Consider the following 15,143-nt stretch of genomic DNA (forward strand, 5'->3'; position numbering starts at 1 on the left):
TGTCTTGCCTCACTTCAGCAGGTCGTAATTGATCGCCCAGCCGTTGTCGGACAGCATCTTCTGCAGACCGGCGTTGTCCTTCAAGCTGGCGACCATATCGGCTATATGCTGGTCATATTTCGTACCGAAACGCGCACGGATGTCGTCGATGTCCATCTTCATGGCCTCGTCGAACTTGCCCTGATCGATCAGGTCACGCTGCGCATTGCGCCATGGAGTGGCCGAGTAGCCGCGCGAATCCGTACTCGAGACGAGCCGGTGGTCACGCCGCTCCATGCGAATGGCAGGACCCATATGGTCGGTCAGGCTGAGATGAGCGTAAGCCGCCTTGGCCGGTATGTGGTTGATCTCATTGCCCTTACGCGCGGGCGAAAGCCTCCCGTACCAGCCACCGAGGTCTGTACAGACCAGGCCGAAGGGGTCGCTCCATGTGAACGGGTTGGGGACATAGGAATAGTTGTTGGGGGCCGCGTCCAGTCCGAGTGGGTCCGGTGCTATGTATCGGGCGTTCTCCGCGTCGTAGTAGCGCCGGACGTTGTAATCCAGCCCGGACTCGATGTCGTGATACTGGCCCGGAAAGCCCAGCGGACACGCTGGTTCATTCCCCGCGGTCTCGAACGGCACGCCCCAGACCGAGGTATGGCGCCTCCAGTGAATGCTTCCGTCACCATCGACGAGTTCGGTCGGTGTGCCGACCAGATCGGTGACGATCGCGTAGAATCTGGCGTCGATCTCCTCCTGGCCGCCCGCATCTCCGCCGGACGCCGTGAAGACCCGCTCGGTCTGCGCGAGTGGCCTGTGCTCGCCCGGCTGCCAGTGCCATGTGGTCGCCCTCGACGCGCCGTCGCCCTGGGGCTGGATCCGTTCCGCGAGGCGGGTTCCCTCCCAGGCAAAGTCGGTCTGCTCGATGACCGTGCCGTCCTGCGCCAGCAACTGCTTGGCGATGCGGCGACCGTGCGGGTCGTACAGGTAGTGCCAGTGGCGGTCGTCAGGAGTGACGACATCGGTCAGGCGGTCGAAGGCATCCCAGCGGTACTGCCACGTCCGGGATCCACCCGACAGCAGGCGCCGCGTGACGGACACGACTCGGCCTTGACCGTCGTATGCGTAACGGGTGCGCCCGCTGCGGCGCAGCAGCAGTCCCTGATACTCCCGGTCCACGACAGGCGCGCCGGCCTGGCCTCCCGGCTCGGGTACTCCCCCGCTGTGTGCGAGGTTGCCGGCGGCGTCGTACGCGTAGTGCTCCCGCCGGCGCGGAGAGTTCGCCGCGAGGACCCTGCCGTGGGCGTCGAGGTCGAACCGGTCATGCCCCTGGACGCTGTCGTCGTTGTCCGTCAGGAAGTTGTCGGGACGGTAGCCATAGGTTCGCCGCCAGACCTCGACGCCTCGGCCTTGGCTGCCGAGAGCACGTCCCGTGGCGTACAGGACCTGACCGGTGGTCCGGCCGACGGCGTCCCACGACTGGCTGAGCGAGGCTCCCGCGCCCAGCCTGCGTTCGGTCTCGCGCCCCATGGAGTCGTAGCCGAGCTGAACACTGATGCCCTTGGTGTGCAGCGCTGTCAGACGGTGGCCCGCATCGTACTCCCATGCGGTCACGGCCCCGGAAGAGGTGCGGCGGCGTATTCGGCGCCCCATGAGGTCGTAGTCGAGTTCCAGTGACCGGCCGTTGCACGTCTCCCGCAGAACTGCGCCGAGTTCGTCCCGCTCGTAGGTGACCACGGCGTCCGGCCCTGCTGCCTCCATGAGGCGGCCGACCCGGTCGTATCGATAGTGGATCACTCCGTCGTCCGTCGCCTGGCTCAGGAGGTTCCCCCGGGAGTCGAAGGCGCAGACGAGCCGCTGCCCAGCGCCGTTGGTGCGCTCGACGGGTTGCCCTGCCGCGTCGTACCCGTACGTTGTCTCTCTGCCGCTGAAATCACGTTCGCGCGACAGATGCCCGGCCGCGTCATAGCTGTACGACCAGGTGTGGCCGAGGGCGTTGGTGACAGCCGCGAGGCGGAGCTCCGTGTCGTAGGCATACTCGATGCGTGATCCGTCCGGGCACGTCACGGCGACGGGGAGTCCGAAGGGCCCCTGCTCGTAACGCGTGACGGCGCCTGCGGCGCTCGTGAAGGAGACCGGGTTGCCTGCCGCGTCGTGCTGCCAGAACTCGGCCGAGCCGTCCGCCAGCCGACGTTCCAGCAGTCTGCCCTCCGGCGTCCATGCGAGCGAGGTGACCGCCCCCATGGCATCGGTGATGCGGACCACCTGCCCCAGTGCGTTCCGTTCGTAGCATGTGGTGTGTCCGAGTGCATCGGTGACGGTGTGAGGCAGACCCGCTGCGTCATTGGCAATCCGGTACGAAGCGCCCAGTGGATCGGTGATCTGTGACCTTGCGCCCCTCTCGTCGTACGAGAAGCGCGTCGAGGCACCGACCGGGTTCACCATCCCTGACAGACGGCCCCGTTCGTCATAGCTGCGCTCCCAGCGGGCGCCGTCGGCTTCGACGAGGGCGATGGGCCGGCGTTCCTCGTCGTACTCGGCCCGCACGGTGGAGTTGTCGGGAAGGCGTACCTCGACGAGGTCACCCCGGCCGTCGTAGGTGTAGCGGGTGGTGCGGCCCAAGGGGTCGGTCTCGGACAGCAGTCGGTCGTACCTGTCCCACTCACGCACAATCGTTCCACCCACGGGGTCGATCTCCCGGACCACTTGAAGGTGATCGTTGAGTTCGTACGTGGTGGAATGCCCGAGCGAGTCGGTGTACACCGTCCGCCCGGCCGCTTCGTCGTACTGGAACGTGCTGCTGAGCAGGCCGTCCGGGCCGGTCGTCCGCACGCAGCGGCCTTGGGCGTCGTATGTGTAGCGAAACACCGTACCGATGCGGTCTTCCCAGCCGCTGATGCGGTCCTCGTCGTCATGGAAGAGCTTCTCCGCGTGACCGGAGGCGTCACGGACATGCGTGAGTCGCCCCTTGCGGTCGTACCCGTATCGGCACAGCGTCGGAGTATCGGGTGCACTCGCGAGGGAGAACTCGGTGATCCGGCCGGACACGACGGACACGTCGATGCGGTACCCACCGCTGTGCGAGACGCCGAGGGGCATACCCTCCTCGTCGTAGAAGACCTCGATCGAGTTTCCGTGATCGTCTGTCATGGCGACGAGGGACAGCTCTGCCGGCCGGTGCGGGGTGACCTGAGCGAAGTGGAGTTCCTGGCCGATCTCCCGCTGGCTGACAACCATCGGGCTGGCGGCCGTACCGTCCCAGGAAAGCTCCCAGCGCGGCCCCTCGACCGGCATGACCGTCAAGTACCGCTCAGGCGTCGGGTATTCCAGCACCATGCCGTCCTCGGTGACCAGACGGACACCGAACTGTTCCAGAAGCAACCGCTGGTCCAACGTCGAGGTCCATGAACGCCCGAACCAGCGGCCGGCGCGCTGATCCGTGACGTAGTGCCGCCGGAGAATCAGCGGAAGCACGCCCGGCAGGAAGACGTCGTCCTCGGACATGACCATCTCACCGGTGGCGACGTCGATCGGATCGTTCTTGCACGTGCGCTTCAACATGCTCAGTGCGCTCTTGCGCAGGTTGCCGCCGAGCCCCTTGGCCATGCCCCTGAGGCCGACCTTGCCAAGGCCCTTCAGGCCCTTGGCGAGGCCGCCGAGGGTGGTCAGCCCCTTCATGCCGGGTATGCAATCCAGGGCAGCGAGCCCCACGTCCCATAGGGATGCCTGTCCCTTGGAGTATTTGTAGAGCGTGTCGGCCAGGACGACCGCCGCGGCGATCAGCACGATCGCACCCAGGATCGGGCCACCGATGATCATCGCGACGATCCCGACCACCGCCACGACGACCTTGCACACCGCGACGATCGTGTCCCAGTTGTCGACGAACCAGTCGCCGACCTCCTCCCACCACGACCGGTTCTGAATACCGGCATCCGAGGCCTCGTCGATCTTCGACTTCGCCTCCCGGGCGGCCTCCTCGCGCATCTTGCGCGCGTCCTCGGCCATCTTCTTCGCCGCCGCCAGCGCATCCTGAGCATCGGACACGTCCGACTGCGCCTTGGACTGATCCGACTTGGCATGCTGCACATCCCGCGTCGCGGCACGCACCTTCGCCTCGTCCGGCTTCTCAGCGCTCTTGCTGCCGGTCGGGTCGTCCTTGTACTTGTCCGCCTCCTTGCCGGCCCGCGTCACCCACGAATCAGCCGAGGCGAGACGGGACTGGGCCGAGGAGAGGTTGTCCCGCGCCTCACGCCCCTTGACCAGAGCCTTGTCCGCCAGCGACTGCGCCCGCTCCAGCTTCGGCCAGAAGTCCGCCAGCGCGTCCCCGCACATCTCGTAGGACTTCTTCAGCTTCTTGAGGTTCTTCGGGACGTCGGCGAAGTCCTCCTTGAAGACGTCCGCCGACTTGCCCGCCCACTCAAGCAGCGTGCCCTCCCCCGCCATGCCCTTGACCAGACGCAGCGCCTCGGAGACGTCATCGGCGAAGTCGTGAAGATGCTTCGCAAGCGTGCGCACCCGCTGCGGATCACCAGGCGTCGGATCCTTGTCCAAGTCCAGGACATGCCAGTCCGCAGGCCTGTGCCCCGCCATACCGCAACCCCCGTCACGTGCACACCAACGTCAACAACCGTATGCACACGTGAACTTACAGGGCACAGCCGTTCGACGGGAAGATCGGCTCGGGGTACGGTGCAGGTGGGATCAGAGCGTTGGACGTTGGGGGGCTGCCATATGGGCAACGGCAAGAGCGACCTCGCGCTCCCACTGACCGAGTTGGAGAGCTACGGGCGCCGGCTGCGTTCCATCAAGACACGTCTGAATCACACGAAGAAGCTCTTCGAGTCTTACAAGGACGACATCGGCGACGGCAGTGTCAATGACGCGCTCGGGGATTTCGAGTCCAACTGGGAGGACGGACGCGAGGACATCACGCAGCAGCTCGATGCGCTGGCGAGTATGTCCGATGCCGTTGTCCGTGAGTTCAAGAAGCTTGATGACGAACTCGCCAAGCAGGTCAACGATGCGATGAAGACCGAGGACAAGCGAGGCGGGAAGGGCGGCAAGGGGAAAGCCGGCGGCGGCAAGTAAAGCCGCGCCCTTGACGTGAAAAGGCCCCGGATACGGAGATCCGGGGCTTTTCGCGCGGCTGGAGTCAGGAAGCGACCGCGGCGTTGAGGTGCAGGTCCGCCGCGATGCCCGCGGGCGAGACGGCGAGGCCCACGCCGCCGCCGAGACCGGCGTTGACGCCGGCGGCCGACGTCTCGACGTAGAGACCGGCCGCGGCGCCGGCACCCGCGGTGCCGCCCGCCTGGCCGCCGGCGATGGTGTCCAGCTCGGCGTCGGACATGTGGGCGGTCTGGATCTGCGGGGTGAAGGCCATGGAGGGCGGTTCCCTTCGTTCAATAATTCGAAGTGCTCGAGCGCGACCGATCAAAGCACGTCGGGTGAAGAGTCGGCCAGTCAGCGGTTATGAGGGTGCGATGGATTCCGGTGACCGAATTCATGTGTGTGACCATTCGGTCACCGAAATGCTCGTCGCCTTCACAAGTTCGACTCCTGCGCGGTATCAGACTGCAATGCACGGCGGGGTAAGTGAGTGGTGCTCAGTTCGTGCCCTGGTTTGTCACGACCTCACCGTGAACGGTGTGCAGATCCGTCGAATGTTCGGGATCACCGGTTCACCGGCTGGATCTTCTGCACCGTCACGCCCTGGCGCGGTCCGGACGCAAGGGCGATGGTCATACTCCGGCCGCACCACCGACCGCTCCCACCCCTTCCGTAACATGGCGTAGCCCCCACAAGCTCCGGAAGGACTCCCCCATGGACGCACTGTCGCCCGACGACGCCCAAGAGATAGCCGGTTACCGTCTCAGGGCACGGCTGGGCGAGGGCGGCATGGGCATGGTCTACCTGTCGCACACCCGGGGCGGACAGCCGGTCGCACTCAAGGTCGTCCGGCGGGAGTACGCGCAGGATCCGGAGTTCCGCAAGCGTTTCGCCCAGGAGGTCACAGCAGCACGTCGGGTGCAGGGGCCGTACACCGCACCCGTCCTCGACAGCTTCACCGACGGTCCCGAGCCGTGGCTCGCGATCGGATACGTTCCCGGTCCCTCTCTCGCGTCCGCCGTGTACCAGCACGGGACGCTGCCGCTGCGTACGGTGTTGCAGTTGACTGCCGGTATCGCGGAGGCACTTCAGACGATCCACGGGGCCGGCGTCATTCACCGGGATCTCAAGCCCTCCAATGTCCTGTTGGCCTCCGACGGCCCACGTGTCATCGATTTCGGCATCGCCCGCGCCGCCGACACGACAGCGTTGACTGGTACGGACGTACGGCTCGGGACGCCTGCGTACATGGCGCCAGAGCAGGCCATGGGCGGTGACGTCACGCCTGCTCTGGACGTCTTCGCGCTCGGTCTTGTCGCATACTTCGCGGCGACCGGTCGGCACCCCTTCGGCGAGGGTGCCTCGCACGCGCTGCTGTACCGGATCGTCTCGAACGAACCTGATCTCGATGCGTGTCCGGAAGAACTGCGTGGCGTCGTCGTCGGCTGCCTGGCCAAGGATCCGGCCGCCCGGCCCACTCCTGGGCAGATCATCGAGGCGTGCAACACCCTGGCCGGTACAGAGGGGTTGATCCGGCATGAGGGCTGGTGGCTGCCACCGGCCGTGCAGGAGCAGATCAGCCTGCAGGAGGAGACACTTCGCCTGCATTCCTCTCCCGCGCCGACCGCAACGAGCTCCTCGCCGACACCTCCGGTCCCCACCCAGCCGGGGCTGCCTCCTCAGGCCGCCTTCGCGGCCGCCGCGCCGACACGGCCGGCACACTCCCCGGGGGATGCGTTCGTGGCCGCGGCTCCCACCGCCCCTTCGTACCCTCCGCAGTCGGCACCGGCCGCTGGAGCCGAAGCGCCGGCCCGTCCCGCCAAACCCCGTCCTAAGGCACTGATCACCGTGATCGCCGTCGTTGCGGCGCTGGCGGTGGGTGGGGGTTCCGTCGCCGCTTACCAGGTGATGACGGACGACTCGAGGGACATCACCGCTTCCGGCGACGCCCAGGACCTTTCCGGAGGAGCCGACCCCGCTGCCGGCACGGCCACCTCCCCCAGCGCCTCGCCCACGATCACGGACGCCCCGAAGTCGGAAGCCGGCTGGCAGATCAGCGCACGGGACAAAAACCTCGTGTTGCGGGCGCCGAAGTACATCCCCACCGCCGAGGACATCGGATCGGGGACGATGTGCAGGCCCTCCGACGCGACGATCCTCGACATCAACGACCTGAGCGTGGAGACCGGAGCCGGCTACATACCGTCCTCCGGCGGCTGGCTCACCTACACGGACTGCCCTGACCCCATCAAGACGAACGGGATCCGGCTCGCCGACGACGAAGGCTCCTACGGCACCACCGCCGAGCGGCGCCCCACGCCCACCGCCTGCCGCGGCTCAGCCCTTGAGGGCTCGCTCCCCAACCCCATCCCGCTCAGCCGGATCAGGGACGACTCGCTTCTCAAGGCAGGCACCGGTCTCTGCGTCGTGTCCGGCGAGGGCGCCGTCACTCACCTCTGGATCACCAAGGTCAACGCGGGGACCGCCGACAACGACCAGCTTCGCACCTACGTGGCCACTGCCACCCAGTGGAAGCCCGAGTAGCCGTCCGATGCGAGGCACACACCTCCCGCGTCGGCATGGTCAGTTCACGCGTACGCACGTCGTGGGGATCTGACCGCCCCGGACGACGTACCAGTCCCTCCCGTACCGTCCGCAGGCGCGGTACTGCGGGCCCCCGCGGTTGAACGTCATGACGCAGCTGTGAAGTCGGTCCCCTCGGTGGACGTAGTGATCCACGGGGCTGTTCGGCCGGGCTGAGAATTCGTCCTTCGCCGGTCGGCGTACGGCGACCTTCTTCCCCGTCACCGTCAGCCATACGCACTTGCCCCGCGGTGCAGCCGAGCTGGCCACCGCGTCGGCGGCAGGCACGGCCGTCAGCATCAGTGATCCCGCGAACGCGGTCACAAGGGCCGAGTTGATCCACCGTTTCATGCCCGGACCAACGGCGAACGGCGTTGACAGCAACGGCACCTGGTCGGGGTTCACCCGCAGTAGTGGCCGCTCACCCGACTTCGTTCTCCGCCACCGCCTGCCCGTGGACGACCACGTCACCGCCGTAGAACATCCCGGTGAAGACCGGGGAGTAGGTGAGCTGCACCTCGACCTGTACCTCCTCGGCGTTCGCCGCCACGCAGTGGGTCGCCGCGATGTCCGGGCCCGTCATGTCCATCTCGCGGGCGAAGGTCTTCACGCGGGCGTTGCAGTTCTCGAAGTTGATCGGGGCCGGGCCGCCCTCGTTCTCGTAGAGGGCCTCGCGGTCGATGTCCTGGGCGGCATAGCGGGCGGCCTGTTCGGCGATGTCCGCGGCGCGTTCCCGCTTGGAGATGGACAGGCCGCCGTCGATGACGAAGGCCGAGAGCGAGATGAAGACGAGCGCGAAGATGATGACCGCGCCGGCGCCGGAGCCTCGGTCGTCCAGCCGCTCGTGGCGGGACGACAGCCAGGTACGGAGGGCGGTGGTCTTGAAGGACATGGTCAACTCCCTCAGCCCGCCTTCCTCTTGAACGGGTCCAGCGGTGCCGTGAAGGATCCGGACATCCGGGTCTTGATGTCCAGGCCGACCATCGCGAGACCACGGACCTGACAGCTCACCTCGACGGTGAACAGGTCGGCGTCGGCGAAGCCCGCGCTGGTCTTGGTGACGGTCACCGGGCCCGTGCAGACGTCCGTGAGATTGGCCTGGGCCGCCTTGCGCGCTTCCGCCATGGCGTTGCCGACGTCCCACTGGAGCGATCCGGCCCGGGCCGCGTCCCGTGCGGCGCCGTCGATCGCTCCGCGTCCCTCGACCATCTGACCGAAGGCCACCAGGACGAGGATGAAGAGGATCATCACCGGCGCGAGGATCACGACCTCGACCGTGGACAGGCCCCGGTCGTCCCGGGCCACCGACAGCCCCTCCTCGCCCCGCAAGGCCTCGACCGGGGACCGACGGTCCCGCAGGGAAGAGACGTTCACCTAGTTCCCCTCATCCCGCACGAACCGCTCCACCGGTCCCACCGACTGGGCGTGCACGGTCATATCGAGCCCGGGGAACACCGTCGGGACCCGTGCCGTGATCTCCACGCCCACCGTGTTCTGCTCCGGCTGGAGCAGCTCCACGTCGGGTGACAGCACCAACTTGGGGCCCAGTTGTCTGATGTAGCTGTCCACCACGTCCCGTGCCTCGCCCCGCCAGGCACCCGGCTGTTCGTCGGCCGTGGCGCGGGCCTTCCGGGCACCTGCCTGGGCCGCCGCCTGGGCCACGTGGTCGGCGAAGAAATACAGCGCGAACTGCACCGTGGCGAAGATCATGAAGAAGAGCACCGGGGTGAGCAGCACGAACTCGATCGCGGTCATGCCGGAGTCGCCGCGGGATGCCGCCGACTTCCGTACGGCTTCCACCCTGCGGCGCACCCATCTGCCCACGCTCACGTGCAACCCCGTCAACCCCGTTGTCCGTACGACGCTCAGCAGGTGCCGCTCTGGTTGGCGCCGTTGATGCAGTTCTCGACCTTCTCGGCACCACCCTCCAGCGCGCGGTTGATGATCGCGGCGACGACGCCGACGATCGCCACCACCACGGCGGAGATGATGACCCACTCGACCGCGGAGGCGCCGCGGTCGAGTTCGCCGGACCGGGCACGCTCCACGCGGCCCTGCAGGAAGACGACCAGGAAGTCCACCGCCGGGATGCCCGTGTGGAAGTTGCGTCCGTTCATAGGGGTTGTCCTCTCAACTCAGCTGATTCTGTGGGCGGTCGGATGGGCGAGCAGCTTTCACACCTGGAACACCCGCATCGCCGCCGGGTAGATCAGGAACACCAGGAAGCCGGCGCACAGCAGCAGCTGGGCGACGAGCATCGACTGGGACTTCTCGCCCGCGCTGCCCTCGATCTCGGCGAGTTCGCGGTGCCGCATGGTCTCGGCCCGGGAGGCGAGGGACTCGCGCACCTTGGCACCGTCGTCCGCGACCAGGGCCAGGGATGCGGAGAGGTCCTTGAGCTCCTCGACGCCCAGTTCCTCGCCGAGCTGGCCGAGTGCCTGCCACTGGCTGACGCCGGTGATGCGGGCGTCGGACAGGGCGTTGCGGATGCGCTGGTTGGCCCAGCCTTCGGAGATCTCGGCCGCCGCCATCAGCGCCTCCGGCAGGCCGCGTCCGCCGGCGAGGCTCATCGACACCAGGTCGAGGTACGCGCCGATCACACGCCGCAGGTCGCGCCGCTTCTTGGCCGCGTCACGCCGGATCTCCAGGTCGGGCAGGAAGAAGAAGACCGCCGCGCACAGCAGCGCCAGCCACACCGGGATGATCGGGCTGTCGGCGATGGCCAGCGTCCAGACGATGGCGAAGAGGAACGGACCGAAGAACAGGCCCGCCACCCCCAGCAGCACCTTCGTCGCCAGGAACTTCTCCCAGCTGCGGTCCAGGACCGCCAGGTCCGCCCGCAGCGAGCGCTGCTCCCAGCCCTGCTGGAGGTAGAACTCGGCGACCCGCTGCCCGACTTCGGCCCGCAGCGAGCCGAACCGGCTGGTGTCCGCCTGCCGCCGCGCGGACTCGTAGGCCGAGCCGCGCGCCCGCATCGCGTCGATCCGCGCGACCTGGGAGATCGCGCTGCGCTTCGACGGCATCAGGGCACGCACGAGGACGTAGATGCCCAGGCCGATGACCGCGCCGACCGTGATCGGCATCGTCAGGTCGTTCACCGTCGTACCCCCTCTTCCGGCTGGAGCGTCTGCTGCGCGGGCGTGCGGGGCCGTACGAACTGGATCGACGACTCGTCCCGGACGAGGAAGCGCTCGGGCGTCTCGATGGCCGACAGCTTGCGCAGCCACCAGAAGCCCATGGCGAACAGGGCGCAGACGCCGGCGAGCACGACCTGGCCGAGGGGGGAGCCGTACGGCTCGACGAACTCACGGTTGAAGATCGACAGGCCGAGGACGAAGGCCACCGAGACGGCGACCACGATCTGCACCGATCGCCGCGTGGACGCCCGCTGCGCCATCACCCGCTGCCGCATGTCCACTTCCTCGCGCGCCGACTTCGCCAGCGCGCCCAGCACCTGGCGCAGACCGGGCCCGCGCAGGCGGGCGTTGAGGATCAGGGCCGCGACGATGATGTCGGCGGAGGCGTCGTCGATCTCGTCGGCGAGGTGCTGGAGCGCCTCCGGCAGCGGGGTGCGGGCGCGCAGGCGGTCGACGAGGGCGTCGAGGTGGGGGCGCAGGACCGGGGCGGCGGCGCGGGCCGAGGCCGGGATGGCCTGCTCCAGGCCCACCGCGCCGGCGATGGTGTCGCGCAGCGACTCGGTCCAGGAGGCCAGGGCCTCCACGCGCTTCATGGCGGCCCGCTCCTCGCCGGCGCCGCCGAACAGGCGGTCCCAGAAGAAGACGAGGACGCCGGCCGCGATGCCCGCGACCGCCCAGCGGGTGAGGAGCAGGACGACCAGGCCGACGATGGCGGCGAGCGAGCCGCGCTGGCCGGCGAAGCGGATGAGTTCGCTCGCCCGCTCGGCGGCCTTCTGCTTCTCGTGGTCGGGCTTGACGGGCAGTCCGCGTACGGCGACGAGGAAGAGCGCGAGGCCGCCGCCGACGGCGACGCCGCTTCCTATCGAGTACAGGACGGTGGTGGAGAACAGGCCGCCCATGGAGCCGAGCGAGCCGATTGCTGCGAGAGTCGTGTTCATCCCCGGCTCACCCCCAGGTCCCGGACGGCCGGTAGCCGTGTGCCATCAGTTCCTCCAGGCAGGCCAGTGGGGCGTGGGGCACGATCCGGCCGTCGGGGGCCTCCGCGAACACCTCGCTGGACAGGACGCGTCCGTCGACGCCGTTGACCTCGCGGACGGAGGTGACCATGCGCTGGAGGCGGCCGCCGTTGCCGAAGTCGTTGCGCCGCTGGATGAAGACGACGAAGTTCACCGCGCCCGCGATCAGCAACTGGCTGGCCTCGATGGGCAGCCGCTCGGAGGCCTGCAACGCGTAGGTGGAAATACGGTTGAAGACCTCGCTGGAGCTGTTGGCGTGGATCGTGGACAGCGAGCCGTCGTTGCCCTGCGACATCGCGTTGAGCATGGTGACGATCTCGTCGCCGAGGACCTCACCGACGATGACGCGGGAGGGGTTCATACGCAGCGAGCGTCGCACCAGTTCCGCCATCGAGATGGCGCCCTGGCCCTCGGAGTTGGGCAGGCGCTCCTCGAAGGCGACGACGTTGGGGTGCAGGTCGGGGAAGGTGTCGAGCCCGAGCTCCAGGGCCCGCTCGACGGTGATGAGGCGCTCGTGCGGCGGGATCTCGTTGGCGAGGGCGCGCAGGAGCGTCGTCTTACCGGCGTTGGTGGCACCGGCGATCATGATGTTCTTGCGGGCGCGGACCGCGCAGGCCAGGAAGTGGGCGACCTCGGGGGTCAGCGTGCCGTTGCCGACGAGGTCCGAGATGAACACCTTGCCCATGCGCGCGCGGCGGATGGACAGCGCGGGTCGCCGGGCGACGTCCATGACGGCGGACAGCCGCGAACCGTCCGGAAGCCGCAGGTCGAGCTGCGGGTTGGCCGAGTCGAAGGGGCGGGAGGACAGACCCGAGTAGGCGCCGAGGACCTGGATGAGCTCGATGAGCTCCTCGTCGGTCTCGGCGACGGGGTCGCCCTTCACCTCGCGCCCGTCGGCGTAGCCGACGAAGACCTGGTCGCACCCGTTGATGTCGATGTTCTCGACCTCGGGGTTGTCCAGCAGCGGCTGGAGCCGGCCGACGCCGAACAGCGCCGCGTGCACGGCGGCCGCGTACTGCTCCTCGGTCTCGGCGTCCAGCGGCGTACGGCCCGCGTTGATCTCGGCGCGGGCGTACTCCTCCAGGATCTGGGCTATGACGGCGCGGGCGTACTGCCGTTCGTCCTCCGTGGACATCGGAGTGACGTTGTTGATCTGGTCCTGTCGGCGCTGCTCGGCGATGCGGTCGCCGGCGTCCTGGCGGAACCGCTTGACCAACTGGTGGTCGACAGCGGTCATGTGCCGGCCCCCGCGTGGCCCTGCATCTGGCCCGGGTGGTTGTGCTGGACGTGGTGGGCCTGCTGAACCTGGTGGGCCTGGTTCGCCTGGGCGGAGGCGGCCCAGGCGGCGCCGTACTGCTGGTACAGGTCGGCGGCGACCTTGCGGGCCGAGCGGATCAGCAGCGACTTGTCGAGACGGCCGCGCCTGCGGCCGGCCAGCTGGTCGGCACCGGCCGGGTCGTCGGCGATGGTGCCGACCACGCGGGCGCCGGTCTGGGCGTGCACGAGCATGTCGTTGACCTGCGAGGCGAGCTTGCCGGCGTTGCCCGTGTCGGCGATCAGGACGACCCCGATCACCGGGTTGGCCAGGCTCGCGGCACCGCGCGGGCCGCCGTGCAGCTTGCCGGCCAGCGTGGCGGCACGGTCACGCACCCGCGCGATCGCCTCGGGCTCGGTGCGGGAGAGCAGCAGCACGAGCGAGGCGTGCGGGAACAGCTCGACGGCAGGGGTGTCCCCGCTGATGCGTCCGCAGTCGGCGATGACGTCGGCGGCGGCGTTCGGGGAGTCGGCGAGGGAGGCGAAGGCGTGCCCGAGGGTGGGCCACAGCCCGGCGAGCCCGGCGGCCTGCTCGGCGATACCGAGCCCGACGAGCACCTCCAGTCCCCCGCTCAACGGCTGTACGTGGTCCCAGAGCTGGTCCGGCACCAGGCCGCGGCGCGCGGTCGCGGCGATGGACAGCATGCCGGTGTTGGGGTTGAGCGGTCCGCCGTGCGCGGCGGCACTGCGGTAGACGAGGTCACCGCCCGCCGGGTCCGTCTCGGCGAGCAGGACGCGCCGCGGCCAGACCGCCGCGAGGGCGACGGCCGCGGTGGTGACGCCGGGGGAACCCTTGTCGGCGGCGAGAGCGATGAGCGCCATGGGTTGGGTGCCGCCTTCTAGTTGCCGGACTTACCGGAGACGAGAACGAGAGCGACCTCGCCGTTGGAGGCGGCCTGGGCCAGGTCGGCGGCCTTGTCGCTGTCGACGGTCAGGGTGACCGCCAGGTTGGTGCTGCTGACGAGTTCGTCGCCGGAGCTCTTCGCGCCCGGGACGTAGGTGACCTGGGCCTGGTCGACGATGACGGAGTTACCGGCAGCCGACGAGGACGAGCCGCTGTTGCTGTTACCGGCCCCCGAGTCGGCGCTGACGCGGTAGGCGGCGACGGTGTCGCCCCGCTGGAGCCCGGTCGGGTACTGCCCCGCCTTGAGCGAGAGTCCGACGGTGGACTTGCCGGCGGCGACGCCGCCCTCCTCGCCGAACATCTGGCCCATGACGACGGTGTCCTTGTAGATCGTCGTCCGTGCCTTGAGGTTCTTGAGGGCGCTCAGCTGGTTCCACTTGACGTAGTTGATGCTGTCGTCGGCCGCCACGAGCGCGGAGGTCACGTCGTCAGCGGTGACGGACTCGCCCTGCTGGATGTCCCGCGTCACCTTGACGACCTCGACCCGGTCCCCGACCTGGAGCACGAGCATCGTCGCCCCCAACGCCCCCACCAGAATGAGCAGCACCGCAAGCGCGGCCAGTGCCGGTTTGCGCTCGCGAGGTGGTGTGGGAAGCCGGTCTCCGACCGACGGCTGAGCCGGAGCGGCGGAACGACCGGCGCCCGCCCCCGTACGCTCTTGGATCTTCACGCAACCGCTCCCCGTACACCCAAGATTATGTCTGTCAATTTGCCTTCAAAAGTGGACACTTCACCCGCACCCTCCCACGCGAAAAAATGCGGGATGGGCCGGACGTACCCGCCCCACCTGGGCGAATAGCCAGCACTGGGGGGGAGTGTCAAGCCATCGCACCGTATCAGCCGCACATAAGCCCCTCAAGGCGCGTCCGGCGTCACGCACCTCACCACGCGCACCGTTACTCATCTGCAACTTCAAGGCTGGACAAACCCGTTGATGGCGGCACGCGGACAGGCCCATTGCTGTGCGGCAGCGAATTCGGCACGGGGGGACGCCTGGTGGGCGGGCGTCCGGCCGCCGGGGTCTTCGTCACATACCGGCCATGAGGCCCACACCATTCACTCACGTGATACCGGCGTGGCCGTGCCATGATCTTCGCT

13 protein-coding genes are annotated in these 15,143 nt (G+C 68.3%); 2 read left to right on the forward strand and 11 right to left on the reverse strand.

What is annotated here, in order from left to right; genetic code table 11:
• Window positions 1-9 precede the first annotated feature (9 nt).
• On the reverse strand, window positions 10-4,536 hold the full coding sequence (locus tag ABFX81_RS38425; RefSeq protein WP_346139389.1) for a DUF6531 domain-containing protein: 4,527 nt from the start codon (window positions 4,534-4,536) through the stop codon (window positions 10-12).
• A gap of 180 nt (window positions 4,537-4,716) precedes the next feature.
• Here ABFX81_RS38425 and ABFX81_RS38430 point away from each other — a divergent pair, with 180 nt between their 5' ends.
• Complete coding sequence (locus tag ABFX81_RS38430) at window positions 4,717-5,073, forward strand: hypothetical protein (RefSeq protein ID WP_086841642.1); 357 nt, start codon at window positions 4,717-4,719, stop codon at window positions 5,071-5,073.
• A 64-nt stretch (window positions 5,074-5,137) separates the two neighbouring features.
• Here the strand turns inward: ABFX81_RS38430 and ABFX81_RS38435 are convergent, their stop codons facing one another.
• Window positions 5,138-5,365 (reverse strand): hypothetical protein, encoded by a 228-nt coding sequence (locus tag ABFX81_RS38435; RefSeq protein WP_086841640.1) that lies wholly within the window; start codon window positions 5,363-5,365, stop codon window positions 5,138-5,140.
• A gap of 440 nt (window positions 5,366-5,805) precedes the next feature.
• Here ABFX81_RS38435 and ABFX81_RS38440 point away from each other — a divergent pair, with 440 nt between their 5' ends.
• Window positions 5,806-7,635 (forward strand): protein kinase domain-containing protein, encoded by a 1,830-nt coding sequence (locus ABFX81_RS38440; RefSeq protein ID WP_086841638.1) that lies wholly within the window; start codon window positions 5,806-5,808, stop codon window positions 7,633-7,635.
• A 460-nt stretch (window positions 7,636-8,095) separates the two neighbouring features.
• Here the strand turns inward: ABFX81_RS38440 and ABFX81_RS38445 are convergent, their stop codons facing one another.
• From ABFX81_RS38445 to ABFX81_RS38485, 9 genes are all read right to left on the reverse strand, one after another.
• Window positions 8,096-8,566: a pilus assembly protein TadG-related protein gene (locus ABFX81_RS38445; RefSeq protein WP_086841636.1), complete on the reverse strand. Its 471-nt coding sequence runs from the start codon at window positions 8,564-8,566 to the stop codon at window positions 8,096-8,098.
• Between the two features lie 11 nt (window positions 8,567-8,577).
• Window positions 8,578-9,003, reverse strand: a complete 426-nt coding sequence (locus ABFX81_RS38450; RefSeq protein WP_086841671.1) for a TadE/TadG family type IV pilus assembly protein — start codon at window positions 9,001-9,003, stop codon at window positions 8,578-8,580.
• Between the two features lie 45 nt (window positions 9,004-9,048).
• Complete coding sequence (locus tag ABFX81_RS38455) at window positions 9,049-9,429, reverse strand: TadE family protein (RefSeq protein WP_086841634.1); 381 nt, start codon at window positions 9,427-9,429, stop codon at window positions 9,049-9,051.
• Window positions 9,430-9,539: 110 nt separating this feature from the next.
• Entirely contained in the window at window positions 9,540-9,791 is a 252-nt protein-coding gene (locus ABFX81_RS38460; RefSeq protein WP_086600464.1) for a hypothetical protein, read from the reverse strand.
• 57 nt (window positions 9,792-9,848) lie between these two features.
• On the reverse strand, window positions 9,849-10,757 hold the full coding sequence (locus tag ABFX81_RS38465) for a type II secretion system F family protein (RefSeq protein WP_086841669.1): 909 nt from the start codon (window positions 10,755-10,757) through the stop codon (window positions 9,849-9,851).
• 11 nt (window positions 10,758-10,768) lie between these two features.
• Window positions 10,769-11,710: a type II secretion system F family protein gene (locus tag ABFX81_RS38470; protein WP_346139407.1), complete on the reverse strand. Its 942-nt coding sequence runs from the start codon at window positions 11,708-11,710 to the stop codon at window positions 10,769-10,771.
• Between the two features lie 46 nt (window positions 11,711-11,756).
• Window positions 11,757-13,064, reverse strand: coding sequence for a TadA family conjugal transfer-associated ATPase (locus tag ABFX81_RS38475; protein WP_086841629.1), 1,308 nt, complete (start codon window positions 13,062-13,064; stop codon window positions 11,757-11,759).
• Window positions 13,061-13,963, reverse strand: coding sequence for a hypothetical protein (locus ABFX81_RS38480; protein WP_086841626.1), 903 nt, complete (start codon window positions 13,961-13,963; stop codon window positions 13,061-13,063). Before ABFX81_RS38480 ends, ABFX81_RS38475 begins: the two co-directional genes overlap by 4 nt.
• 17 nt (window positions 13,964-13,980) lie before the next feature.
• Complete coding sequence (locus ABFX81_RS38485; RefSeq protein WP_086841624.1) at window positions 13,981-14,715, reverse strand: SAF domain-containing protein; 735 nt, start codon at window positions 14,713-14,715, stop codon at window positions 13,981-13,983.
• Between the last annotated feature and the right edge of the window lie 428 nt (window positions 14,716-15,143).

The organism is Streptomyces coeruleofuscus (assembly GCF_039532725.1).
Lineage (GTDB): Bacteria > Actinomycetota > Actinomycetes > Streptomycetales > Streptomycetaceae > Streptomyces > Streptomyces coeruleofuscus.

Bases quoted from the DNA above. Each gene is read 5' to 3' on its own strand.
- ABFX81_RS38430 (WP_086841642.1), top strand. From the start codon at position 4,717: ATGGGCAACGGCAAGAGCGACCTCGCGCTCCCACTGACCGAGTTGGAG.
- ABFX81_RS38435 (WP_086841640.1), bottom strand. From the start codon at position 5,365: ATGGCCTTCACCCCGCAGATCCAGACCGCCCACATGTCCGACGCCGAG.
- ABFX81_RS38440 (WP_086841638.1), top strand. From the start codon at position 5,806: ATGGACGCACTGTCGCCCGACGACGCCCAAGAGATAGCCGGTTACCGT.
- ABFX81_RS38445 (WP_086841636.1), bottom strand. From the start codon at position 8,566: ATGTCCTTCAAGACCACCGCCCTCCGTACCTGGCTGTCGTCCCGCCAC.
- ABFX81_RS38455 (WP_086841634.1), bottom strand. From the start codon at position 9,429: ATGACCGCGATCGAGTTCGTGCTGCTCACCCCGGTGCTCTTCTTCATG.
- ABFX81_RS38460 (WP_086600464.1), bottom strand. From the start codon at position 9,791: ATGAACGGACGCAACTTCCACACGGGCATCCCGGCGGTGGACTTCCTG.
- ABFX81_RS38465 (WP_086841669.1), bottom strand. From the start codon at position 10,757: ATGCCGATCACGGTCGGCGCGGTCATCGGCCTGGGCATCTACGTCCTC.
- ABFX81_RS38470 (WP_346139407.1), bottom strand. From the start codon at position 11,710: ATGGGCGGCCTGTTCTCCACCACCGTCCTGTACTCGATAGGAAGCGGC.
- ABFX81_RS38475 (WP_086841629.1), bottom strand. From the start codon at position 13,064: ATGACCGCTGTCGACCACCAGTTGGTCAAGCGGTTCCGCCAGGACGCC.
- ABFX81_RS38480 (WP_086841626.1), bottom strand. From the start codon at position 13,963: ATGGCGCTCATCGCTCTCGCCGCCGACAAGGGTTCCCCCGGCGTCACC.